Origin of the sequence: Flavobacterium beibuense F44-8 (assembly GCF_000769915.1) — a bacterium.
Taxonomy (GTDB): domain Bacteria; phylum Bacteroidota; class Bacteroidia; order Flavobacteriales; family Flavobacteriaceae; genus Flavobacterium; species Flavobacterium beibuense.
Window position 1 is genome coordinate 110,891 of sequence record NZ_JRLV01000015.1, and the last position, 21,791, is coordinate 132,681.

General features: G+C 38.2%; 24 protein-coding genes. 7 read left to right on the top strand and 17 right to left on the bottom strand.

The window, feature by feature from the left end:
• Positions 1–60: 60 nt before the first annotated feature.
• Positions 61–435, top strand: a complete 375-nt coding sequence (locus Q763_RS12625) for a DUF779 domain-containing protein (RefSeq protein ID WP_035134839.1) — start codon at positions 61–63, stop codon at positions 433–435.
• On the opposite strand, the gene Q763_RS12630 is transcribed toward Q763_RS12625, so the two are convergent.
• A complete protein-coding gene (locus tag Q763_RS12630; RefSeq protein ID WP_035134841.1) occupies positions 432–1,361 on the bottom strand; it encodes an AraC family transcriptional regulator in 930 nt (309 codons plus the stop codon). The genes Q763_RS12625 and Q763_RS12630 overlap by 4 nt on opposite strands.
• Before the next feature lie 144 nt (positions 1,362–1,505).
• Here Q763_RS12630 and Q763_RS12635 point away from each other — a divergent pair, with 144 nt between their 5' ends.
• Positions 1,506–2,165, top strand: a complete 660-nt coding sequence (locus Q763_RS12635) for a hypothetical protein (RefSeq protein ID WP_157499429.1) — start codon at positions 1,506–1,508, stop codon at positions 2,163–2,165.
• Between the two features lie 94 nt (positions 2,166–2,259).
• Here the strand turns inward: Q763_RS12635 and Q763_RS12640 are convergent, their stop codons facing one another.
• The 3 genes from Q763_RS12640 to prfB form a co-directional block, all read right to left on the bottom strand.
• Positions 2,260–3,483, bottom strand: a complete 1,224-nt coding sequence (locus Q763_RS12640) for a GAF domain-containing sensor histidine kinase (protein ID WP_035134845.1) — start codon at positions 3,481–3,483, stop codon at positions 2,260–2,262.
• A 126-nt stretch (positions 3,484–3,609) separates the two neighbouring features.
• Positions 3,610–4,833, bottom strand: a complete 1,224-nt coding sequence (locus tag Q763_RS12645; RefSeq protein WP_035134847.1) for a GAF domain-containing sensor histidine kinase — start codon at positions 4,831–4,833, stop codon at positions 3,610–3,612.
• Positions 4,834–4,986: 153 nt separating this feature from the next.
• Positions 4,987–6,082, bottom strand: a protein-coding gene (prfB, locus tag Q763_RS12650; protein ID WP_157499430.1) for a peptide chain release factor 2 whose coding sequence is annotated in 2 segments (ribosomal slippage) — positions 4,987–6,018 and positions 6,020–6,082 — 1,095 coding nt in all. Because the reading frame shifts where the segments join, the coding sequence is not laid out codon by codon here.
• 48 nt (positions 6,083–6,130) lie between these two features.
• On the opposite strand from prfB, the gene Q763_RS12655 reads away from it, so the two are divergent.
• On the top strand, positions 6,131–7,156 hold the full coding sequence (locus Q763_RS12655; protein ID WP_035134851.1) for a threonine aldolase family protein: 1,026 nt from the start codon (positions 6,131–6,133) through the stop codon (positions 7,154–7,156).
• Positions 7,157–7,202: 46 nt separating this feature from the next.
• The gene (locus Q763_RS12660; RefSeq protein WP_035134853.1) at positions 7,203–7,514 is read left to right on the top strand and encodes a hypothetical protein; all 312 of its coding nucleotides are present in this window, start codon (positions 7,203–7,205) and stop codon (positions 7,512–7,514) included.
• A 16-nt stretch (positions 7,515–7,530) separates the two neighbouring features.
• Here the strand turns inward: Q763_RS12660 and Q763_RS12665 are convergent, their stop codons facing one another.
• The gene (locus Q763_RS12665) at positions 7,531–7,851 is read right to left on the bottom strand and encodes a hypothetical protein (protein WP_035134855.1); all 321 of its coding nucleotides are present in this window, start codon (positions 7,849–7,851) and stop codon (positions 7,531–7,533) included.
• 93 nt (positions 7,852–7,944) lie between these two features.
• Entirely contained in the window at positions 7,945–8,268 is a 324-nt protein-coding gene (locus tag Q763_RS12670) for a YbaB/EbfC family nucleoid-associated protein (protein WP_035134858.1), read from the bottom strand.
• 266 nt (positions 8,269–8,534) lie between these two features.
• On the opposite strand from Q763_RS12670, the gene Q763_RS12675 reads away from it, so the two are divergent.
• Positions 8,535–10,664, top strand: coding sequence for a S9 family peptidase (locus tag Q763_RS12675; RefSeq protein ID WP_084596070.1), 2,130 nt, complete (start codon positions 8,535–8,537; stop codon positions 10,662–10,664).
• 80 nt (positions 10,665–10,744) lie between these two features.
• The gene (locus Q763_RS12680) at positions 10,745–11,785 is read left to right on the top strand and encodes a PLP-dependent cysteine synthase family protein (RefSeq protein WP_035134862.1); all 1,041 of its coding nucleotides are present in this window, start codon (positions 10,745–10,747) and stop codon (positions 11,783–11,785) included.
• Positions 11,786–11,983: 198 nt separating this feature from the next.
• On the opposite strand, the gene Q763_RS12685 is transcribed toward Q763_RS12680, so the two are convergent.
• The 4 genes from Q763_RS12685 to Q763_RS12700 form a co-directional block, all read right to left on the bottom strand.
• Positions 11,984–12,715, bottom strand: a complete 732-nt coding sequence (locus Q763_RS12685; protein ID WP_035134864.1) for a head GIN domain-containing protein — start codon at positions 12,713–12,715, stop codon at positions 11,984–11,986.
• 97 nt (positions 12,716–12,812) lie between these two features.
• Positions 12,813–13,856, bottom strand: a complete 1,044-nt coding sequence (locus tag Q763_RS12690) for a DUF4097 family beta strand repeat-containing protein (protein WP_157499431.1) — start codon at positions 13,854–13,856, stop codon at positions 12,813–12,815.
• Entirely contained in the window at positions 13,837–14,385 is a 549-nt protein-coding gene (locus Q763_RS12695) for a hypothetical protein (RefSeq protein ID WP_035134868.1), read from the bottom strand. Before Q763_RS12695 ends, Q763_RS12690 begins: the two co-directional genes overlap by 20 nt.
• Entirely contained in the window at positions 14,382–14,936 is a 555-nt protein-coding gene (locus Q763_RS12700) for an RNA polymerase sigma factor (protein ID WP_035134870.1), read from the bottom strand. Before Q763_RS12700 ends, Q763_RS12695 begins: the two co-directional genes overlap by 4 nt.
• 183 nt (positions 14,937–15,119) lie before the next feature.
• Between Q763_RS12700 and Q763_RS12705 the strand changes: the two genes are divergently transcribed.
• The gene (locus Q763_RS12705; protein WP_035134873.1) at positions 15,120–15,614 is read left to right on the top strand and encodes a DUF6646 family protein; all 495 of its coding nucleotides are present in this window, start codon (positions 15,120–15,122) and stop codon (positions 15,612–15,614) included.
• 38 nt (positions 15,615–15,652) lie between these two features.
• Here the strand turns inward: Q763_RS12705 and Q763_RS17540 are convergent, their stop codons facing one another.
• The 7 genes from Q763_RS17540 to Q763_RS12740 all read right to left on the bottom strand — a co-directional run bounded on the left by Q763_RS17540 (position 15,653) and on the right by Q763_RS12740 (position 21,683).
• A complete protein-coding gene (locus Q763_RS17540; protein WP_052123435.1) occupies positions 15,653–16,141 on the bottom strand; it encodes a DMP19 family protein in 489 nt (162 codons plus the stop codon).
• A 32-nt stretch (positions 16,142–16,173) separates the two neighbouring features.
• Positions 16,174–16,548 carry a hypothetical protein gene (locus Q763_RS12715; protein WP_157499432.1) on the bottom strand — a complete coding sequence of 125 codons (375 nt, stop codon included), beginning with the start codon at positions 16,546–16,548 and terminating at the stop codon, positions 16,174–16,176.
• A gap of 85 nt (positions 16,549–16,633) precedes the next feature.
• Positions 16,634–17,347, bottom strand: a complete 714-nt coding sequence (locus Q763_RS12720; RefSeq protein ID WP_035134877.1) for a YebC/PmpR family DNA-binding transcriptional regulator — start codon at positions 17,345–17,347, stop codon at positions 16,634–16,636.
• Positions 17,348–17,438: 91 nt separating this feature from the next.
• Complete coding sequence (locus tag Q763_RS12725; RefSeq protein ID WP_035134880.1) at positions 17,439–19,481, bottom strand: S41 family peptidase; 2,043 nt, start codon at positions 19,479–19,481, stop codon at positions 17,439–17,441.
• 6 nt (positions 19,482–19,487) lie between these two features.
• Positions 19,488–20,570: a glycine cleavage system aminomethyltransferase GcvT gene (gcvT, locus tag Q763_RS12730; RefSeq protein WP_035134882.1), complete on the bottom strand. Its 1,083-nt coding sequence runs from the start codon at positions 20,568–20,570 to the stop codon at positions 19,488–19,490.
• 140 nt (positions 20,571–20,710) lie between these two features.
• Positions 20,711–21,082 carry a hypothetical protein gene (locus Q763_RS12735; RefSeq protein ID WP_035134884.1) on the bottom strand — a complete coding sequence of 124 codons (372 nt, stop codon included), beginning with the start codon at positions 21,080–21,082 and terminating at the stop codon, positions 20,711–20,713.
• Positions 21,083–21,188: 106 nt separating this feature from the next.
• Positions 21,189–21,683, bottom strand: a complete 495-nt coding sequence (locus Q763_RS12740; RefSeq protein ID WP_035134886.1) for a hypothetical protein — start codon at positions 21,681–21,683, stop codon at positions 21,189–21,191.
• Positions 21,684–21,791: the final 108 nt, after the last annotated feature.

Below are 21,791 nucleotides of genomic sequence, written 5' to 3' on the forward strand. Positions count from 1 at the left end.
TTGGATTTTTCCACACGGTTAAAACGGAACTTTCGGAGTAACTTTACTAAAACTACTGTTATGTATAAAAGAATAGACTGCACACCACAGGGAGCAGAACTTATTGCAAAACTAAAAGACAGGCACGGCGAACTCATGTTTCATCAAAGTGGGGGATGTTGTGACGGCAGTCAGCCCATGTGTTTTGAAAAAGGAGACTTTAAGCTGGGATACAGCGATGTGTGCCTTGGCGTGGTTGAAGACTGTGAGTTTTGGATGAGTAAAGATCAGTTTGAATACTGGAAACACACCCATCTTACTCTTACAGCAGTTGAGGGCAGGGGAGCCAGCTTTTCACTCGAAATACCTTATGGTATGCGGTTTTTAATAGAGTCGAGGCTGTTTACTGAAGAGGAAGCCAAAGACCTTGAACCGCTAAAATATCTTGAAGATTAATTAATGTATAACTGTTGGTATTGCTTAGGGGTAATACCTTCATGTTTTTTAAACAGCCTGATAAAATAATTACAGTCCTCAAACCCCGACTGGAAACATACTTCGTTTACCTGTATGCCCGGGTGTTTTAAAAGCTGTTTTGCCTGTTTTATTTTTTCGTTCAGGATAAATTCCAATGGTGTCATACCCAGTTCGCGCTTAAAGTAACGGTAAAAAGATGTTGTACTCATACATGCTTTTTCGCTAAGGTCTTTAAGGCTTAGGTTTTGGGTAATGTTGTTTTTAATGTATTCGGCAATTACATGCATGGCACTTTCACTGTCACCACCTGCCTGTAAGGTTTTAGAACTGTTAAGCCCCTGTATGGTTTGCGACTGTACAATGCGAACCAGTAATTCCTGTAGGCTAAGGTCTACTAACGCATCTTTAGTGACTGATGTACTCATACATTCCTTTATCAGTTTATTGATAGATGTAGCCAGTTCGGTATTATTATAAAAGAAATAATTTTCGTGGTCCAGTTTCCAGATGTTCTTTCCGTCTTTAGGGTAGCGTTCGTTCAAAAAATTAAGTGTACTGTTAATCTTGTCATGGTCTATAGCAAGGGCAAGGCACTGTGTAGGATTGTGGGTAGAGGCTTCGGGGAAGTCAATACGCATTTCCACGTTTGAGGGCACAATAACCGTTTCTCCAGGTAGGTATTCAAACTCAGGGTCATCAAAAAGATGCATTACTTTTTTTCCCCTTAGCATACTGGTTACTACAAGATCGTTAAACTTTAACGGAACGAGCTGTGCTTCCTTATAGGTTTCAAATATGTTGAGTTCGCAGTTATCCAGTGAATAAACTGACCTGTTTTCCACCAGCGTTTTTAGTGATTTCTCTGTAGTAAGCGCAGGGGTGGTAAGTAATTTTTTGGAATGCATGGCATTAAATTAAAGAGTTAAAAATTACTGAAAATTTTTGAATAACGCAATTGCCGGGGCTGTTAAAAATTAAAATCTTAATGAAAACCTATGCTGGTTGTGATTGTTTATATTTGAAAAAAAATTAACCAAACACCTTAAATAATGAAGAAGTACTTTTTGATATTGCTGTTTATTCCATTGTCTTTTATTTCATGTATGGAGCCTGTAGAGCTTTTTGATTATAATAACGAACAGGATTTAATCGGACTGAAACGTTTTTTTAAAAACGAAAGTTTTCAGTATCAATTATTAGGCAGTTATAGTTATAAGGGTAAAGCTATTATAGGAGATTATATTATTGATGATAAGTACAAGCTTCACATTATTAAAATTGATAGTCTAACTAAAAACTATAATCTAAGTGTTGTTGGTAACGAATCTTTTAAGGATGTTAACTCTTCATATAATATACTTGAAGGTGGAAACTATGAGTTAAAATATAATCTGGCTAAACTGTCTAAAATAGAGGAAAAGGAATCAATACATTTTTCTTCTGATGGTGAAATGGAAAAAATATTTTCAAATGATACCCTTAGTGTTTATAGTACAGAGTATAATTATCTTACTGCTTATTTTAATGATAAACCTGATGTAAGGATGTATGTTGAAGAGAATAAAACAGGTAAACTTAGGTCTGATATTGCTTTTTTCAGGAAAGACAATAGTGTTTATCTTTTAATCTTTAGTGAGGCTTACTTACCAACATCAACTCCAATCATGAATGCAGGAGATATAATGCAATATATTATGAAGAAAAAGTAAATCATAAAAATGAAAAATCCCGTGGTTAATCACCAACCCACGGGATTTTTTCGGTTTAAGAATATAGATATTGAATCAAAAAAACAGGAAATACCTATCCGAAATACTCCTGCAATTCTTCCTTTTCATATTTAAGTGGAAGTGAAACGATAAAGGATGTACCCTTATCCTTTCCGGCACTTTTGGCTTCAATAGTACCGTGGTGTAGCTCTACAAACGATTTGGTTATGGATAACCCCAGTCCGTTTGAGGTTTCCTTACCCGTAGGTTTGGAGCTTAGTTTGGCAAACTTGGTAAACAGTTTACTTATGTCTGTTTGGCTTAATCCCTGTCCTTCATCCTGTACCTCTATACGGATGATGTTATCTTCCTGCCTTGCAATTATTCTTACTGTAGTGCCGGCATAAGAATATTTAAGAGCATTGCTTACAAGGTTGTGCATAACATCAGAGATCTTGGCTTTATCGGCATATATTTTAGGCAGTTCAGGATCGTGTTCCAGCAGTAAAGCCTGATTTTTCCTGTTTGCCAGTAATTCAAAACTCGTTAGTATTTTGGTAAACATTTCATTAAGGTCTACCTCTTCAATAGAAAGCGTAAGTCTGTGTTCATCTTCCTCGGCCTGTTTTAAAACATCGGCAAGTTTGTTTTGTATACGGAGTACGCAGGCTTTAATCATGCCGCTCATCCTTTCAACTTTCGAACTGTCTTTGGTTAAAATCTCGTTGGCCAGTTTAATAGAGGCCAATGGATTTTTTATTTCGTGCAGTGCTATATTGGTAAGGTCTATTTGCGACTCAATACTCTTGCGGTAGCGCAGGCGGCTTTCCAGTTTGTTTACAATAATTTTAGACAGTGTTTTAAGCATGTCCAGTTGTGCATCGGTAGCTTCGCGGGCTACGTTGTCTATCACACAAACGGTACCTACAATGTAACCTTCGGGTGTTTTTAAGGGTGCCCCGGCATAAAAGCGTATGCCGTCTTCACCAGCCACATAAGGACTTTCCATTAAATCAGGTGAAGTATGAGTATCGTTAAAAACAGTAATATTGTCGTTAAGTATAGCCAGTGAGCATAGGCTGTCCCTGCGTTCTATCACATTATGAGGCAGTAGGCTAAGGTTAGACTTTAAAAATACCCTGTCCTGATCCACAAACGAAATGAATGCACTGGTGGTATTAAATATTTGTGCAGCCAACAGAGCAATCTTGTCAAACGCCTCTTCGCTATGAGTATCCAGTATGCGGTACTCATACAGTTTTTCCAGCCTTTGCATGTCGTTTGACGGGATTATGGATTTAGGTTTTGTATATATCATACTTCGTTGAAAGAACAGTGCTTTTGTGTGGGAATAAACTCCTATTCTTCTTCGAAGGTAAGTCTTAATTTCGTACAAATAAAACTTTAGCAGAATGTTATAACAGTTACTGTGTTAAAGTATAAATTAACGTATTTGAGGCTCGTTTTCCACCTCATAGATAAGCGGAAGCGACACAAAAAAGGAAGTACCCATGTCTTTACCGGGGCTGGTAGCGTATATTTTTCCGTTGTGCATTTCCACGAGAAATTTACATATGGAAAGCCCCAGTCCGTTTGAGGTTTCCTTACCTGTAGGCTTGGAACTGAGCTTGGCAAAACGGGTAAAAAGTTTATTAATATCATCTTCATCCAGTCCCTGACCTTCGTCCCTAAACTCCACATCGACCGAGGTGCAGTTACGGCTTACAAAAATGTTAATATCTGAATCAGGATAAGAATATTTTAACGCGTTACTAAGCAGGTTGTGAAACACGTCGGTTATCTTTTTCCGGTCTATAAAAACAGGGGGAATGTTAGTGTCGTAACTCAGTGTTACGGTTTGTTTCTTTTTGTTAGCCTGTAGCTGAAAGGTATCTAAAAGCGATTCGAAAATTTCTTTCAGGTTTGTTTCCTCCATACACAGTTTTTGCTGTACCTCTTCGTCTTCACTGTTTTTAAGCAGGTCGTGCAGTTTTGTCTGTATACGGGCAATACTGTCTTTAACCCTTATATACATGCTTTCACAACGTGTAGGGTCTTTTTTAATTACATCGTTAGCCAGTTTAATAGATGCTAACGGATTTTTTATTTCGTGCAGGGTAATGTTCATTAACTCGTGCTGTGCCTTTAGCTGGGTTTTATACCTAAGGCGCATTTCCAGTTTATTTACAACCAGGTCGGCAAGGTTTTTAAGCATTTCCTGTTTACGCTTGCTAATATGACCGTAGCGTGGTTTTTTATCGGCAACACATACGGTTCCCAGCAAATACCCTTCTGGACTTCGCAGTGGTGCTCCCACATAAAAACGAACGCCTCCTTTTTTCTTTACCAAAAGGCTGTCTTTCATGCATTCATTTTCTGTAGCATCGTGTATTATGGTACATTCGTCATCAATAATTGCCATACCGCACAGCGATTTTTCGCGGGGTATAACATTACCTTCAAACGGACTGATATTGGCTTTTATGAATACACGATCATGGTCTACAAAAGTGACAAAGGCATAAGGGGTTTTAAAAACTTTTGAAGCGAGCAGGGCAATTTTGTCAAAGGTATCTTCCGGGTGGGTATCAAGAATTTGATACTCATACAGCTTTTTTAAGCGCAGGCTGTCATTCTCCGGGACAAGTATGTCTGCAGGGTGATTCATGGGGATGTGTGGTATTAGAAGTTAAAAAAAACTTCCACAGTGTTAAATGCGTGTGAAAAACACTCTAAAGTACAATATTTTTTCGTAAAAACACTGAGCTTTAGAGTGTTATTTTGGCTTTTTTTTAACTTTTGAGGTTTTTCCGTAAAAAGACTATTCCTCCTTTTGTCCCATCATCATTAGGTAGGCTTTAAGGAACTCGTCTATTTCACCATTCATAACGCCGTCAACATCGCTGGTTTCATAGCCGCTACGCACGTCTTTAACCAGTTTGTACGGGTGCATAACGTAGTTTCTTATTTGCGATCCCCACTCAATTTTCATTTTATTTGCCTCAATCTCGTCACGCACTGCCTGACGTTTTTTCAGCTCAATTTCATAAAGCTGCGATTTAAGCAACTGCATGGCCTTGGTTTTATTATCCAGCTGGGAACGCGTTTCGGAGTTCTCAATAATAATTCCGGTAGGGTGGTGGCGCAGTCGCACCGCGGTTTCTACCTTATTTACATTTTGACCTCCCGCACCACTGGAACGCATGGTTTCCCAAGTAATGTCTGCAGGGCTTATATCAATTTCAATGGTGTCATCTGCCAGAGGGTACACGTATACCGATGCAAATGAAGTATGCCTTTTGGCATTACTGTCAAACGGTGAAATACGTACCAGCCTGTGCACGCCGTTTTCACCTTTTAGGTAACCAAAGGAATATTCGCCCTCAAACTCAAGGGTAACGGTTTTAACCCCGGCAACCTCACCTTCCTGAAAGTTAAGTTCGCGAACTTTATAACCTTCTTTCTCGCCCCACATAATGTACATACGCATAAGCATAGAAGCCCAGTCACAACTTTCGGTACCACCGGCACCGGCAGTAATTTGCAGTACTGCACTAAGGGAGTCCCCTTCGTCGCTAAGCATGTTTTTGAACTCAAGGTTTTCTATGTGAGCTATGGTTTGGTTGTACTGGTTGTCCAGTTCCTCCTCGGTAGCATCACCTTCCTTGAAAAACTCATAAATAACCTGTAGCTCTTCTGCCATGGCATTTCCTTTTTCGTAGTCTTCCACCCACTTTTTCTTAGAACGCAGGTTTCGTACAACAATTTCGGCCTCTTTGGCGTTGTTCCAAAAATCAGGAGCAAAGGTTTTCTCTTCTTCGTTAGTAATCTCAATTAATTTCCTATCGATGTCAAAGATACCTCCTCAGCGCACCAAGGCGCTCTATAATACCTTTAATTTGTTCGGTATTTGTCATAAATAAATGTAGTTTTGTATTGCAAAAATAAGCTATACTTTTCATAATATGGAAATAAATTTAGTAAGCGACACAGTAACCAAACCTTCTCACGACATGTTGCAGCATATGTTTAGGGCGAGAGTGGGTGACGATGTTTATAAGCAGGATCCTACGGTTAACGAACTGGAAGAATCAGTTGCAGAACTTTTTGGTATGGAGGCCGCTTTATTTTTTCCGTCGGGCACCATGGCAAACCAAACCGCCATTAAATTGCACACTAACCCGGGAGAGCAGGTAATATGCGACAAATGGGCACATATATATAATTATGAAGGCGGAGGAGCCTCGTTTAACAGTGGAGTTTCATGCAGGCTTTTGGATGGTGACAGAGGGATGATTACAGCAGGACAGGTAGCAGAAGCTATTAACCCACCCGATTTTTACCATAGTCCGTTAACGAGCCTGGTGTCTATAGAAAATACTACAAATAAAGGCGGAGGGGCATGTTATGACATGGAAAACCTGAAGCAGATAAAAGAGGTTTGTACAGCAAACAACCTTAAATACCACCTTGATGGTGCCCGCCTTTGGAATGCTCTTGTGGCAAGAAGGCAGCACCCTAAGCAGTTTGGAGAGCTGTTTGATACCATTTCGGTTTGCCTTAGTAAAGGGCTAGGCGCTCCGGTGGGATCGGTATTGTTAGGTAGTAAGGAAGATATGAACAGGGCGTTGCGTGTGCGTAAGATATTAGGTGGCGGTATGCGTCAGGCAGGTTATCTGGCAGCGGCAGGTTTGTATGCTTTACAAAACAATGTAGGCAGGCTGGAAGAAGATCATAAAAAGGCTAAAGACATAGGTAACCTGTTACAGCAGTTACCCTGGATAGACAGGGTAGAACCTGTGGAAACCAACATACTTATATTTTCCCTTAAACCACAATACAGTGAAGCCGACCTGATGGAGAAGCTAAAGCATAAAAGTATTCATATCAGTTCATTGGGTAAAGGAAAACTACGTATAGTAACACACCTGGATTACAAAGGGGTAATGCACGATTTTGTAATGGAAACATTGCAGAAGCTTACGCTGTAGTTTACGGTTGTCATCCTGACTAAGGAAGGATCTAAAGAGATATACCATGAAAAAATATTTCCTGTTTATTGGGCTTTTGTTGCTATGTGTTTCGTGTAAAACTGAAAGTGATGCCGAAATTGCTGTTAACCATAAGTGGAAAGTAGGAAACGGAGATTTCAGGCTTAATGACTGGCTTGTTTTTAGTAATGTTCCCGTTGCAAATGGATATTATATTAAAAATGATACCATATATAAAGATGAAATTCCTGTTGCTTTATTAATAAGCTGTGATTATCATGTAGATCATTACATGATGAAAATCTCATCTATTGACAGGAAGCGTGAGTGTGTATATTTTGAGAAAGGAGAGGAGTAGTGCTAAATAAAGTAGTTTAGGATTTATGTAAATAAATAACTACTTCATCACTAATGGTGTTGTACATAAAAAGCCACCCGAAGTAGCATCCGGTAAAATAAAAGTTGTCTTTTCTGTTTTGATTGACCTCTTCAGGTTTGGTTGTATTTTGTTTAAAGATTATATGTGAATCTTTTATCTCAAAATCATTAGTATATGTTATAGGGTCTCCAAGATAGGTTCCTTTTACATACATCCATGTCTCATTTTTAACCCTATTAGGCATCCATAAATACCTGTCGGTAAGTGTTATTAAAACAAAAGTAGGTATTATGTATAATTTTAATTTTCTTTTCATCATATTGCTTTTAAAGCAAGTATAATAAAAAAGCGCGGATGAGTAATCCGCGCTTTTTTCAATCTTTCAATCTTTAATTTTAAATAACTACTGTTATTTAAACATATCCATACCCGGTATGTTTGGCATACCGTCTTTAGCAACTGCACCAAGCTCGGCTTCGTTAACCGATGTTGCTTTTGCAATAGCCTTGTTAAGTACCATTACCAGGTAATCTTCAAGCTGCTCTTTATCTTCTAAAAGCTCGTCGGCAACGGTAACCGATTTGATTTCGCGGTTAGCCGTAAGCGTTACTTTTAACAGTCCGTCATTACTTTGCTCGTCTACCAGTACAGTGTCAAGTCTTTTTTTAGTTTCTTCCATTTTTTGCTGGGTTTCCTTAATCTTACCCATCATACCCATAATATCTCCAAACATAGTGTTGATTTTTATTTGTTTTTGTTGCCGTAAAATTACCAAAATAAAAATGTTTTTTACACAGTTTTAATGCTGCTTTAACGGTACGGCAGCCTGCTGTGGGGCAGATAGCCGCAAAGAGGAAGATTTTTGAAGAAAGTGTTTTTACATTCTTTTTATTATAAGGAGGTTATTAACCATTGATTGTGCAAAGATTTTTTGTGTTTAATAAAAATTATATGCTAAAAATATTAAATTGCAGGTTTAAATAATAATCATTTAAAAGAATGAAAAAACACTTACTTTTAAGTTGTGTTTGTGTTATTTTTGCATGCGACCAAACTAAAAAATCTGAAATGACAGAAACCGTCGCGGCACCCGTGGCCGCAATTAAACCAGAGAAACTGGAAAAACACGGAGATGTTAGGATCGATAATTACTACTGGTTAAATGAGAGGGAAAACCCGGAAGTAATAGACTATCTAAACAAAGAAAACGAATACTACCAACAGTGTACTGCCCACACCAAGGAGTTCCAAAAGGAATTATTTGAAGAAATGAAGGGCAGGATTAAAGAGGACGATTCTTCTGTCCCTTACCTTTACAACGGTTACTACTACATTACCCGTTATGAAAAAGGTAAAGACTATCCTATTTATGCCCGTAAGAAAGGAAACCTCGATGCCCCTGAGGAAATTATGTTTGACTGCAACGAGCTTGCAAAAGGACACAGTTACTTTCAGCTAAAAGGAATCAATATTAGTGAGGACAACCAATGGGCTGCTTTTGCGGTAGATACCGTTTCAAGAAGGCAGTATACCATTCAGGTTAAAAACCTGGTTACCGGTGAGGTGCTTCCGTACAAAATTGAAAATACAACGGGAGGTTCAACCTGGGCCGGTGACAACAAAACACTTTTCTATACAAGGAAAGATCCTGTTACCCTACGATCTGAAAAGATATACAAACACAAAATGGGTAACGATGTGGCTAAAGATGAATTGATTTTCCACGAGGAAGACGACACCTTTAACACCTTTATATATAAAGAGAAATCAAAAAAATATCTTGTTATAGGTTCAAGCAGTACGCTTACCAGTGAATACAGGATACTTGATGCCCAAAAACCTGATGGCGAGTTTAAACTGTTCCAGAAAAGGACACGCGGACTGGAGTATGACATCAGTCACTATGGTGATAAGTTTTACATTGTAACCAATAAGGACAATGCAACCAACTTTAAGCTAATGGAGACTCCGGAAACGGCTACAGGTATGGAAAACTGGAAAGACCTGCTTTCCCATCGTGAGGATGTGCTTATTGAAGGGGTAGATATTTTTAAAAACTACCTTGTGGTAAGCGAACGTTCTAACGGACTTAATAAAATACGCATCCGCCCTTGGGATGGTGGCGAGGAATACTATCTTCCTTTTGATATAGAAACTTATACTGCTTATACTACTACTAATGTTGATTTTGATACCGATGTGCTTCGTTATGGCTACCAGTCTATGGCGACACCTAGTTCGGTTATTGACTTTAATATGAAAACCCGCGAAAAAACCGTAAGGAAAGAGCAGGAGGTACTGGGTGGTAAGTTTGATAAAAATAACTACGAAGAGAAAAGGGTATGGGCTACTGCCGAAGACGGTACTAAAGTGCCTATCTCTATGGTATACCGCAAGGGTATTAAAATGGATGGTAATAATCCGTTGTTATTATACGCTTACGGTTCGTATGGTGCAAGTATGGATCCATACTTCTCTTCTATAAGACTTAGTTTATTAGACAGAGGGTTTATTTATGCCATTGCCCATATTAGGGGAGGTGAAGATTTAGGCCGTGAATGGTATGAAAACGGAAAACTGCTTAAAAAGAAAAACACCTTTACTGATTTTATAGACTGTTCTAAATATGTAATAGAACAGAAATATACTTCGGCTCAGCATTTGTATGCCGAGGGCGGATCGGCAGGAGGCTTGCTAATGGGTGCTGTGGTAAATATGGCTCCGCAACTGTACCACGGTGTTATTGCACAGGTACCGTTTGTAGACGTAGTAACTACTATGCTTGACGATTCTATACCGTTAACAACAGGAGAGTATGACGAGTGGGGGAACCCTAACGAAAAAGAGTACTATGATTACATGAAATCATATTCGCCTTATGACAACGTAACAGCTCAGGAGTATCCTAATATGCTGATAACAACAGGACTACATGATTCTCAGGTACAGTACTGGGAACCTGCCAAATGGGTAGCTAAATTAAGGGCCGTAAAAACCGATAAAAACCAGCTGTATCTTGACACCAATATGGACGCAGGGCATGGCGGGGCTTCCGGAAGATTTGAGGCGCTAAAAGAGGTTGCTAAAGAGTATAGTTTTTTACTAGATTTGGAAGGAATTCAGGAGTAATTAAATTTTTTTTGTTAGATTTGCAAGGTTTTGAGGTCAATTAAACTTTGTACATAGTTTACCTTACTAACTTATTTTTTATGAAAGAAGAAATAAAAGCCTATAATAATGTATTGGAATTAATTGGGAATACACCACTAATTAAGCTCAATAAAGTTACACAAGGGTTAAAAGGAAATTTTTACGCAAAAGTAGAGGCATTTAATCCGGGCCATTCAACCAAAGACAGGATTGCACTATACATCATTGAAGAAGCCGAAAGAAAGGGTATCCTGAAACCGGGAGACACTATTATTGAAACTACTTCGGGGAATACAGGTTTTAGTGTAGCAATGGTTAGCATTATTAAAGGTTATGACTGCATACTGGCAGTTAGCTCTAAATCATCAAGAGATAAAATTGATATGCTTCGCGCCATGGGTGCTAAGGTATATGTTTGCCCGGCAAACGTATCGGCAGATGATCCCCGTTCTTACTACAACGTAGCTAAAAGGCTGCATGAGGAGATTAAAGGATCTGTTTATATCAATCAGTACTTTAATGATTTAAATGTAGATGCTCACTTTACTACTACAGGTCCTGAAATTTGGGAACAGACAAACGGTAAAATTACCCACCTTGTTGCCTGTAGCGGAACAGGAGGTACCATATCGGGTGCTGCACGTTACCTAAAACAGCAAAACCCAAATATTAAAATTCTTGGTGTTGATGCTTATGGTTCGGTACTTAAAAAATACCACGAAACTAAAGAGTTTGACAACGAGGAAATTTACCCTTACAGAATTGAAGGTTTAGGTAAAAACCTTATCCCAACCGCAACTGATTTTGATGTTATAGACAAGTTCATAAAAGTATCTGACGAAGATAGTGCCCATACTGCAAGGCATATTGCCAAAACAGAAGGTCTTTTTGTAGGATACACAAGCGGAGCAGCATTACAGGCTGTTAAGCAGTATGCTGAAGCTGGTGAATTTGACGAAAACAGTAATGTTATCCTTATATTCCCTGACCATGGTTCACGTTACATGAGCAAGGTATTTAGCGATGACTGGATGAACGAGCAGGGCTTCTTTGACAGTATTAACATGGAAGCAACTCAAAAAATAGAATTCATCAAATAATAATAAGAGATTAGTACCAAAAAGATATCAAAAAGCCATCCTGTTAGGATGGCTTTTTTTTGGATGCAGGATATCCGGGACTACTACTTCCCGTATTTTATTACAGTAATTATGTGTTTTTTGGTGTAGTGCTAAAAAACCATCCCGGCTCAGGGGATGGTTTTCACGAAGTGAGTAAAAGTAAGTATAAAAAGGAGGTTATAAAGCTGCCGTAAACTCACCGGTTCCCTGGCGCTTTAAATCCTGTTCTTTTGGGTGTCCGGCAATAACTACTTTGCCCGAACCGCTAATTTTTCCTTTAATGGCTTTGTTACAAACAATATCGGCAGTACCCGATCCCGAGAGATCAATGTCTACATTGGTACATTCAAGGCGTTTGGCTTCAATATTACCTGACCCGATAACTTTGCATTTAAAATCCTGAACGGCACCTTTTAGTATAATATTGCCCGAACCCAGTACATAAGCTTCGCTACTCGCGTTAAAAATCCTAAGGTCAATATAACCTGAGCCTTCCAGCTGGACTTTTAAATTGTTTCTAAGTGCAGCCTTGCTGTTTACGGTGCCCGATCCTTTTAAATAGATATTGTTTAGTGAAGTGTAATAAGGTACTTTTATTTTTACCTTATTGTTTTTGTGTGCCTTGAAGTTTAAACCTTTTGGAAGGCCTATATACAGGGTGTCGTTACTGTTTTTTACTTCAAGTAGGTTAACAATGTTTTCGCTTCCTTCAAGCGTTAACACGTTATCGTGTTCGTCAGACATAAGGATTACTTCAAACGGACCACTTATTCTAAGTGACTGGTAAGCTGTAATTGCCTTTTCCTGTTTTACTTTGTTACCGTTTCCGGTAATAGGTTCCTGGGTACCCTGTGCGGTACCGGTTAGCAGTGTGAATAACGCTGCTAACAGTAATAACTGTCGTTTCATGATAAAAATTGATTTGATTGATGATGATTGATGATTTTTTTGTCTTATTTAAAGACGATGTACTTCATAAAATGTTACATTTTAATTACTTACTTCATTAACTTCTTCCTAAATTGATGTTGCCGTACTGCGACTCTATATATACTTTATTAGCTCCGTTTTTCTTAGAGTAGCCTTTGTAGTTGGCACTTGTAGTTCGTACATTTTTTTCGGTAAAATTAAGGTTGTTAGTACCTCTAAGGCTACCGTATTGGAGGTCGAACTCAAAATTGTAGGCATAGTTCTCATTAAAATTGATATCCACATTGGTGTAGGCACAACTTATATTGATGTTTTTAGCGTTGTTTTCAATACTTTGAATATCGATATTACCATAGCTGGCAGAAAGCTCCATACCTCCCTTAATAATGCCGAAACGCATACCTATGTATTCACCTTTACCTTCAATATTTACGGCCTGTTTTATTTTAAAGTCACCATATTCTGAATTAAAAACTATATTGTTCACATCGTCAATAGTATAATCAGTATAGGCGGTTTTAATTTGAAGGTTACCACACTTGTTTATGGTAAGGCGGGAATAATCTGCTTTTATTTCGCCATTCCCCATTGTGCTTATGGTCGAACCGTTACAATACTCAAGCTTGGCACTTACATTATTAAGTTTATTAGCCTGAATGTTACCATACTGACATTTTAATTCCGAATGTCCTTTAATATCGCCCAGTACAATGTTACCATACTGATTATGAAGTACAATACTTCCGTTTTTCGGGATTTTAATGGTGTAGTTAATCTCGATATTAGTACGAGAGTTAGAGCTGCTTATGTCGGTTTTACAGGCAACAAGCCCTTTGGTAGCATTAAGCTTAACGTCTATACCGTTAATCCTTTTATTTACCTGGTCTTCATTATTACCCGATACCTTTATAATCACATCAATACTGGTTTTGCTTTCATCCCAAGTGGTCACATAAATGTTTCCGTACTGGTTACCTACCTCGAGTCCGGCATCAGCGTTAACAAGGTATACTTTCTGTATCTTTTTCTCTTTGGTATACTTCCCTTTAACCTGCCCGGCATTCAAGCCAAACGGAATTAAGAGAAGAAAAACCAAAAGTTTAAGCGGTAGTGTTTTCATGGTAGTTCTCTTTAATTTTTTTGATGTTTTCTATACGTGTAAGCACTTCTTCAAGGAAGGATATACGTGTTTGCAGGTTAGTTATCATTGCATGGATAATCTGTTTGTTTTCGCCCTTATCAATAAGCTCATGGGTAAGCTTGTTGTAATCGTCCTCCAGCTTTTTCATTTGTACAAGGGCATCCCTTATAATCATTTCTGTTTCGGGGCTTTTTTCCTTTTCTACTTTTGCCAGTTCTTTTTCTATAATAGAGGCAAAATACATTTGGGTTTCCTGTACCTCGGGCGATACATTTGCCATTTGTTCTTGTGTAGCATCAGTAGTACCGTTATTATTGTACACGGTAAAAATTCCAAACAGTATAAGTATAGCGGCAGCTATAGGTAGTATAAGGGTTAGTGGTGAACGCTTTTTCTTACCCTCAAGTCTGTCTAAAAATCGCTGCTGATGTCCCAGTAGGGGTTCGTGGTTATCCCACTGTCCCTCCAGGTTTTTAAATAGCTCGTTTAAATTTTTATCCTCGTTCATGACATTGCTAATTTTTTTAGCAGACTCTCTTTAGCTCTGCTAATGGTTGTGCGGCAATTGCCGGCTGTTATCTGCATTATTTCACTTATCTCCTCTTGGTCGTAACCTTCTATGTACAATAAGGTTAATATTATTCTGTAATTTTCCTTTAACGACGCTATGGCTTGCGAAACCTGTTGCACTTGCAGCTGCTGAAAATCAACTTTAGCTTCTTCGCCATTATCACCGTCTTCCAGTTTATACAGCATGTTGTCTATAGGCTGGGTGGCATCCTTGTTTAATTTTTTGTAGTTGTCCAGGCTATGGTTTACTACAATTTTTTTAAGCCAGGCGCCAAAGGCCACCTCTCCTTTAAACGAATCCAGTTTTGTAAAAGCTTTTAAGAACGATTCCTGCATAACATCTTCGGCCCAATGTTCATCTTTTACAATACGTAATGCAGTGTTGTACATAGCTCTATAGTACATATTATAGACTTCAAACTGCGCATTGCGGTTCCCCGCCTTACATAGTGTAATGAGATGGTTTATATCGGTTTGCGTTCTTTCCAACTTTCGTTTGCCTGGTTTAATATAATGACTGGCAGGATAACCTTATTGTTACAGTTACAGTGAAAAAAAGTTTTCTAAATTTAATGATTTTTTAAATTATGCCCGTATTTTCTGCCTTTTCCTGATTGTGACTAACTTGTTTTTAAAGTATATTTACGTTAGAAAATTTTTACATTTTACAGTATGAGGACTATTATTGCCATGGCCGCTTTATTGTGTGCCAACTTTATTAATGCACAGGCATTTAACGGAAAAGGAGATACTAAACTACAAATAGGGGCTACCGTACAGGATGGTGGTACCGGTATTGTTGCCACTACTGATTTTGGGTTGGCAGATAATCTTTCGTTCGGATTTTCGGCTAGCTATATGCTTTCTGCCGATGATATTTTGGGTCAGGAAGCCGATTTTGGCGACAGAGCCGATGTGAAAGCCCGACTTAACGCTAACATTGGTAACATATTCGGGATAGGGGATCAGTTTGATGTTTACCCAGGTCTTGATTTAGGGTTACGCAATTTTGGCGGACACCTAGGCTTCCGTTATTTCTTCTCAGATGGTTTCGGCTTGTATACCGAAGGTGGTATTCCAATCGCTACTTATAAAAGCAACCCCGAAGGTTTTGATAAGTACAACAACCAGTTTGTATGGCAAATAGGGGTATCGTTTAATTTTTAAGAAGATACAACACAATAAAAGCTGCCGATTGGTAGCTTTTATTGTGTTAAATACTCAGACAGTAAATTGCCTATGTTTTCAGGATATTCCCAGTATTCATCGTCCAGTTTTTCCAAGTAATCATTAAGGCTGTTGGTGTCATTGTACAGTTCGTCTATTTTACCTTCAATTATTTTTTTTCTAAATAGTTTATAATCATCGTTATTAAAGTTAACTGCCAGAAAAGCTTTCTCAATCAATTCGGCCATTTTAAAAGCCTTAATCCTTTTAAAGGCTACAATACTTTCTTTAATAAACTGACCGTATCCATTAATAAAATACTGATTAAAGCCTCCGTTGTATACCTGGTCGTCTAAAAGGCATACAAGGTATGCTGTATTTTCCTTTTCGGGTAACTCTGTTATATATTTATACCATTTCTCATTGTGCGAGAAGTTAAACCAACTTTTTTTAAATCCGCTAACAGCTTTTTCGTAATAAAGGTTAATTACATCCTCATCGGGCATTGATTTTATATCTGGATCCATGTTTTGTAGATGTATCAGTAGTTAATTAAATATTACAATCCTAAACTTTTTTGGTGTTGTATTATTTCCTTCCGGGTTGATGGATTTTTACGGATGTACACAGCTAAACGATACAGTTTTACTGAACGCTCGTTAAGCCTGTTTATAAAAAGTGTTTCATTATCACCCAGTTCCTTATATAAATTTTCGTACAGTGTTCCGTCCAGTAAATCATCAATACTTTCTTCCTTTAGGTTTACCAGTTCATTGAAAAAATCAAATGCAGAAGTAACCTCATTGGTAGTTATTAATTCAACTATTTTAGCTGTAAAAACATCAAAATCAGTATACACATCACTAAGTGATTTCGTTTCAATAGCGGTATAGATAGCCTTCCTTAATTTTTCAGTTTTTGAAACAACATTCATAGTAAACATATTTTATATACTGCAGGGAAGATACAAAAAAAAGCAGCCTATAGGCTGCTTTTTATATGCTATATAACAGGGAATATTAAGATTCCTGCATAGTATGATACACGTTCATTACGTCGTCATCTTCTTCAATTTTTTCAAGAAGTTTTTCAACGTCTGCCTGTTGCTCTTCAGTAAGTTCTTTAGTTACCTGAGGAATTCTGTCAAATCCTGAAGAAAGGATTTCAAGGTTACGGTTTTCAAGTTCTTTTTGTATAGCACCAAAGCTCTCAAAAGGAGCATACATTATGATGCCATCCTCATCGGCAAAAATCTCTTCCACACCAAAGTCGATCATTTCAAGCTCAAGCTCTTCTACATCCTGACCCTCTGCCGGGATACGGAAGTTACAGGTATGGTCGAACATAAACTCAACCGATCCCTGAGTACCCATAGTACCGTTGCATTTGTTAAAGTAACTACGAATGTTTGCTACTGTACGGTTATTGTTATCGGTAGCAGTTTCTATAAGTATGGCGATACCGTGTGGTGCATAGCCTTCAAAAAGTACTTCTTTATAGTTGGCAGTATCTTTATCGCTTGCTTTTTTAATTGCTCTCTCAACGTTGTCCTTAGGCATGTTTGCCGCTTTGGCATTTTGTATAACAGCCCTTAAACGTGCATTGGTTTCCGGGTTTGGACCACCTTCTTTTACAGCAATTACTATATCTTTTCCAATTCTGGTAAACGTTTTGGCCATTGCCGACCAACGTTTCATTTTTCTGGCTTTTCTAAATTCAAACGCTCTTCCCATAAATTAATTTTATTTGGAGGAACAAAAATAAGGTTATTACCCGTTTTTGCAAAATCTTATTAAGGCTGATTGTAAAAAAAGACGTTATAACTTACTTATTTTCTAAATTATAAATATCGGTAAGTATGTTTATACCTTCCTTAATGTACGGATTGGTTTTTACAAGCTTCTCGCGGTACTCGTTAGTATTGACCAAAAAGTCGTCATACATAATGCGCTGGTAGGTATCACGAGGTGTTTTTATGTAGCTTATTTGTAGTTTGTCTTCAAAGGTGCTTATACTTTTCCAAATGGCATCCATAGTGTGTACATCGTTAAACACACCTTCAAAATTAAGGGCAACAGGGGCTTTGTCTTCCTCATACATTTTTTTGATGGTTTTGTTAACCGAAAGAATCTCGTTAAAGTCGGCATCCTGACTAATCCTTTCCCTGCTTTGTTTTATGGCATAGTCCCTGTAGTCTAACTTTTCCTTACGGAATTTCAGCCTTACATCAATACTGTCGTTAGCCAGGGCAGTAGCATCGGTATTTTCCCTTGGTAAAAAGTCGTTTAGGTAGGAGGGAATCTCAATATCGGGCACTATGCCTATGTACTGGTTGCTTTTGCCTGTAATGCGGTAAAACTTATCTATGGTAACCTTTACAAAATCGGTAGGGTTGTTTTGCTGTAACTGAAAAATAGTTTGCATGGTAGCCTTACCCATAGTGGTGTTTCCGGCAACAATAGCACGACCGTAATCCTGCATTACCCCGGTAAAGAACTCACTTGCTGAAGCCGAGAACCCGTTAACCAGTATTACTATAGGTCCGTTATAAATACTGCCTCTCAGGTAATCTTTAATTACATTACGCGACCTGTTTCTTCCGGTTACGACCGTTAGCGGACCAAAGTCTATAAACATACCGGCAAGCTTAGTCACTTCTTCCATAGAACCGCCACCGTTAAACTGAAGGTCTATAATGAGTCCATTTATGTTTTCTTCGTTAAGTTTTGCGATTTCGCGTGCCACATCATCGGCACAACCATGAAAACTATTCTCATCTCGGGCAGTATAAAAGCTGGGTATTTTTATATACCCCATAGGTAACGTATCGCCAATAACAAAGCTGTAAACCGTATTATCTTCAGATCGCATTACCTTTTTCTCAAGGTTAACGCTGTATACAGTTCCGTCGTTTTTCCTTAGAGTAAGTTCAACCGTTTTGTAGGCATCACTAAACACTATATTGGTTATGGTTTCAAGCGAGGCGCAGGTAACGGGGTATTCGGTATTTTCAGATGCCAGTTTGAGTATCTGGTCACCTTTGTCAATCTTTTGGGTTTTATAGGCAGGACCTCCCGGAATCACTTCCTGTATTATGATTTCCTCGTTTTCATTTTGACTTACATAAATCCCTAATGAATAATTTTCATCGGATACTGCCGATATAAACGTAGATTTTTCGTCGTAATTAAAGTAATTGGTATGCGGATCAAAGTAGGAGCAAAATGCCTCATAAAACCTATGGTGCATGTTTTGATCCAGTCCTTCCTTAGGATTAAGCAATGCTTCGGTTCGGCACATATAGGCATCGGCTATTTTAGCCTTTACGCTGTTTTCCATTGCTGGTATTTGTGCCTTTAGGGAATCGCGGTTCTTGCTTAGTTTGGCAATGTCCTCCAGTACATCATACACTATTTTTTTGCCTATAAATTTTTTAAGTTGTTCCTTACTGGTACGGTAGGGGAAATGCTCTTTGGAATAGTAAATAGAATCGGTACTATTAAGGTTTATTCCGTCGTAAACAATTTCACTGATGATGTCGGTATTACGTTCCAGGGCTGTTTTGTATACCGAAACAAAATCGGTAAAAAAGGAACAGTCGTTACCTGTAATGTAATCGTCTATTTTGTATTTATGCTTGGAGAGCAGGTCTACCTCATCCTGTAGCAGGAGCATGCGGTGGTCGTCCATTTCCCGCATAACCCTATTAAAAACATAAGCCGACAGGCTATCGTCTGTCGGCTTAGGATTAAAATGTTCGCTTTGTAAAAGCGCGTTTATGTTGTAAAACACACTGCAGGCCTGCTCGTGTTTTTGTGCCCCTGCAAGCAGCGGGAACAAACAGGCTATCGCTAGTATGTTTTTCATAGGCCTTTACTTTTTGTAGAAAGGAAGCTTCACCACTTTTGCGGCTACATCATTCTTCCTTATCCTGATGTAAATTTCGCTGTCTGGTGCAGCATAGGCAGTTGGCACATAGCCTAACCCGATACCTTTACCAAGTGATGGTGCCATGGTACCCGATGTTACTATACCTATTACATTACCGTCTTTATCTGTAATTTCATAATCGTGTCTTGGTATACCTCTTTCGGTTAACTCAAAACCAACAAGTTTTCTGCTAACGCCTTCTTCTTTTTGTTTTTTGATGGCTTCGCTGTTAGTGAAATCTTTAGTGAACTTAGTGATCCAGCCAAGGCCGGCCTCAATAGGAGAAGTGGTATCGTTAATGTCGTTACCATACAGGCAAAAGCCCATTTCCAGCCTTAAAGTATCGCGGGCAGCAAGTCCTATTGGTTTAATACCATAGGCAGCTCCTGCTTCAAACACCTTGTTCCATACCTGCTCAATATCGGAATTTTTTACGTAAATTTCAAATCCTCCGCTACCGGTATATCCTGTTGCAGAAACAATTACGTCGCTAACACCTGCAAAATCGGCTACTTCAAAGTGATAATATTTTATTTCGGTAAGGTTTACAGAAGTTAAAGACTGCATAGCTTCGGCAGCTTTAGGTCCCTGTATAGCCAGTAGAGAATAATCTTCTGAAGCGTTTTCCATAGTAGCGCCCACATCGTTTTTAGATGAAATCCAGTTCCAGTCTTTCTCAATGTTAGAAGCGTTTACTACTAAAAGGTATTTTTCTTCGCCCATTTTGTAAACAATAAGGTCATCTACAATACCGCCGTCTTCGTTAGGAAGGCAAGAGTATTGAGCACGTCCTACAGTTAGGGTAGAAGCATCGTTTGTTGTAACTTTTTGAATAAGTGCAAGGGCATTTGGCCCGGTGATGAAAAATTCACCCATGTGAGATACATCAAAAACTCCCACACCGTTCCTTACGGTTTCGTGTTCTACATTTACCCCTTCATATTGTACAGGCATGTTGTATCCTGCAAATGGTACCATTTTAGCCCCAAGGCCTTCGTGTATGTGCGTTAGCGCAGTATTTTTCATCTAGAATAATAATAAAGTTTCAACGGCGCTAATTTATTGAAAAAAACGCACTAACTGTATGCTATTTTCAGGAAATACAAATTATTTCACAATTTTTGGCTTTAATATTAAATGAATATGCATTGATAAACTAAAACCTGCTATTTAGTAGATGCAATAACACCTCTTATAAATTGTACACCACCAAAAATTATTGCTCCCCAGGCTACTACATAGCGACCTCCGCCGTTACTGGCAGCCGAATAGGTGGCAATAGTTACTATTGTGCCGCCTATACACCATACAGCGCCCCATAGCATATCTTTATTGGCTCTGCTTTTTCGGGCCTGCTCAATTTCATCTTCAAGCCTGTCTACCACTATTTGGGCATTTTCTTCACTCATGCCTTTGGCTACAAGTGCCATTTTAACTTCATAGGAGTTTTTGTCTTTGTTTATAAATAAGTCGGCGGCATATTCATAAATGTGGTTTACAGCTTCCTGTTCCTGCTGTGGGGTAAGGTTGGTTTCCATAATAGTTTGTTTTTGTTGGTGTTGTAAATATATGAAAAGTAGGTGATTACAAAATCAAATATTTTCAGGTTACCTTATTGCCACTAAATTATTTTGTAAACAAAATTTATTGGTGCGGGTTTGTTAAGCTAAACTCATTTTGGTCTTTTAAAGCAGTATCAATGGTGAGAAGTGCTTCTAATTTGTATTTGTTTAAATCTTCGTCAAGATATATTTCTAATGGTCTTGTTTTATAAAAGAAAACAGTATAAAATTCGTCATCGAAAGATAAAACAACTTTAAAGTTATCTTTAAAACTTTGCTTAAGTTTTTGTGCCAGTGAATTGGAGTAGCCAATGGCACACATCAGATAATTATGCGATACATCTTCATTAATGTAATCATTAATTAATATCTTGTTGTGTAAAACTTCAGCTGCGGTTTTGTCATAAAAAATGGGGTTTTCCCCTCCTGTGTAAATTGAGGACAAAAAATAGCAGTTAGATACAATTATAATTTCATCATCTGTAATGTTATCTGTAAGCTCACATGGCTCAATATTACGAATATCAATTCCAGTGCTGATTTTATCTCTAAATAAATTATTAAACTGATATCTCATTTTACCGAAATTCTTTTCTTAAGATGATTTTATAACAAACACTAAGGTGTGGTTTATAAATGGGGAGGTTAAATATTTGTTTTATCTGCCTGCCATCTAAAAGCTTTA

Coding starts and splice junctions, on each gene's coding strand:
- Q763_RS12665 (WP_035134855.1), bottom strand. CDS start 7,851: ATGAAAAGAAAATTAAAATTATACATAATACCTACTTTTGTTTTAATA.
- Q763_RS12670 (WP_035134858.1), bottom strand. CDS start 8,268: ATGTTTGGAGATATTATGGGTATGATGGGTAAGATTAAGGAAACCCAG.
- Q763_RS12625 (WP_035134839.1), top strand. CDS start 61: ATGTATAAAAGAATAGACTGCACACCACAGGGAGCAGAACTTATTGCA.
- Q763_RS12645 (WP_035134847.1), bottom strand. CDS start 4,833: ATGAATCACCCTGCAGACATACTTGTCCCGGAGAATGACAGCCTGCGC.
- Q763_RS12720 (WP_035134877.1), bottom strand. CDS start 17,347: ATGGGAAGAGCGTTTGAATTTAGAAAAGCCAGAAAAATGAAACGTTGG.
- Q763_RS12715 (WP_157499432.1), bottom strand. CDS start 16,548: ATGAATGTTGTTTCAAAAACTGAAAAATTAAGGAAGGCTATCTATACC.
- gcvT (WP_035134882.1), bottom strand. CDS start 20,570: ATGAAAAATACTGCGCTAACGCACATACACGAAGGCCTTGGGGCTAAA.
- Q763_RS12725 (WP_035134880.1), bottom strand. CDS start 19,481: ATGAAAAACATACTAGCGATAGCCTGTTTGTTCCCGCTGCTTGCAGGG.
- Q763_RS12705 (WP_035134873.1), top strand. CDS start 15,120: ATGAGGACTATTATTGCCATGGCCGCTTTATTGTGTGCCAACTTTATT.
- Q763_RS12675 (WP_084596070.1), top strand. CDS start 8,535: ATGAAAAAACACTTACTTTTAAGTTGTGTTTGTGTTATTTTTGCATGC.
- Q763_RS12630 (WP_035134841.1), bottom strand. CDS start 1,361: ATGCATTCCAAAAAATTACTTACCACCCCTGCGCTTACTACAGAGAAA.
- Q763_RS12735 (WP_035134884.1), bottom strand. CDS start 21,082: ATGGAAACCAACCTTACCCCACAGCAGGAACAGGAAGCTGTAAACCAC.
- Q763_RS12685 (WP_035134864.1), bottom strand. CDS start 12,715: ATGAAACGACAGTTATTACTGTTAGCAGCGTTATTCACACTGCTAACC.
- Q763_RS12680 (WP_035134862.1), top strand. CDS start 10,745: ATGAAAGAAGAAATAAAAGCCTATAATAATGTATTGGAATTAATTGGG.
- Q763_RS12740 (WP_035134886.1), bottom strand. CDS start 21,683: ATGAGATATCAGTTTAATAATTTATTTAGAGATAAAATCAGCACTGGA.
- Q763_RS12695 (WP_035134868.1), bottom strand. CDS start 14,385: ATGAACGAGGATAAAAATTTAAACGAGCTATTTAAAAACCTGGAGGGA.
- Q763_RS12655 (WP_035134851.1), top strand. CDS start 6,131: ATGGAAATAAATTTAGTAAGCGACACAGTAACCAAACCTTCTCACGAC.
- Q763_RS12635 (WP_157499429.1), top strand. CDS start 1,506: ATGAAGAAGTACTTTTTGATATTGCTGTTTATTCCATTGTCTTTTATT.
- Q763_RS12690 (WP_157499431.1), bottom strand. CDS start 13,856: ATGAAAACACTACCGCTTAAACTTTTGGTTTTTCTTCTCTTAATTCCG.
- Q763_RS12660 (WP_035134853.1), top strand. CDS start 7,203: ATGAAAAAATATTTCCTGTTTATTGGGCTTTTGTTGCTATGTGTTTCG.
- Q763_RS17540 (WP_052123435.1), bottom strand. CDS start 16,141: ATGGATCCAGATATAAAATCAATGCCCGATGAGGATGTAATTAACCTT.
- Q763_RS12640 (WP_035134845.1), bottom strand. CDS start 3,483: ATGATATATACAAAACCTAAATCCATAATCCCGTCAAACGACATGCAA.